1 protein-coding gene is annotated in these 864 nt (G+C 56.2%); it reads right to left on the reverse strand.

Going from position 1 to position 864, the window contains the following annotated elements:
• On the reverse strand, nucleotides 1–219 hold a 219-nt coding region (locus FS320_RS44330), incomplete at its 3' end, for a hypothetical protein (protein WP_152718772.1).
• Between the last annotated feature and the right edge of the window lie 645 nt (nucleotides 220–864).

An 864-nucleotide genomic window follows, 5' to 3' on the forward strand; every position in this document is an offset into this window, starting at 1 on the left:
GCTCGACATGTTGTAGATGGTGGTTCGCTCCGGCCTGGCCTTGAAGAAGTTGTAGAGCTCCATTCCAGAACCCGGATTTCCGCCACCCGTCACGAGGTAGACCACGAATTCGTCGATGCCACCTTTGGCGGCACTGATCGAGAAGACATAGCTCGTCAAGGCATCACACATCTTCTTGCTGATGATGGCGCTGCAATAGACATGCTGGACGACGGGCATTGCGGTCTCCTGATCAGATCTCACACCAAGGACCACGCTCCCGACCGAGATGCCTGCCCTTTGACATAGACGCGAAGTAGCGGACTGTAAATCAGTATCGAACACGGACCCTTGCGCCGGCTACGGTTACGCACATGACGTTGCTAGCGAATTCGTAGCATCAGCGGGGTCATCATCGGCGCCGATCGTGACCCCGCCAGATTCTCATTTTGTGGCGCTAAATTCCAGGCATTGTGCTTCCGTTGGGAAGGGTCAAAGCTTCGGTGTCGATTCACAATCCGGCTGCATCAACAGGCCGGGCAGGAGACTGCACCCGACCAACACGTCAGAACATCAAATCAGCTCTTGCAATGTGAGAGCCATCCACAGAGGCCTTCAGATGGAGTGAGGAGCTTCAGAGCCTACCCCGGCGCGAGCCTTCCACTGCCGGCCACAAACTTGCTCCAACGCTTTTACGGCAAGGTTCTCAGTCTTTGCTTCCAGGTGCATGTGAACCGAACGGCCACGCTGTCATTGTCATGTTTGAGGACCACTGTTCCTCGGCACGGCCGGCTTCCGGCCCCAGCAGACGAAGGAATGACTATGGCGAAGAAACAGAAGGATAGGACTTCACAACCCAGCAGGAGCCGGAAGGCGCCGGAGAAG

It is taken from the genome of Microvirga tunisiensis (assembly GCF_009296175.1).
GTDB classification, from domain to species: Bacteria; Pseudomonadota; Alphaproteobacteria; order Rhizobiales; family Beijerinckiaceae; genus Microvirga; species Microvirga tunisiensis.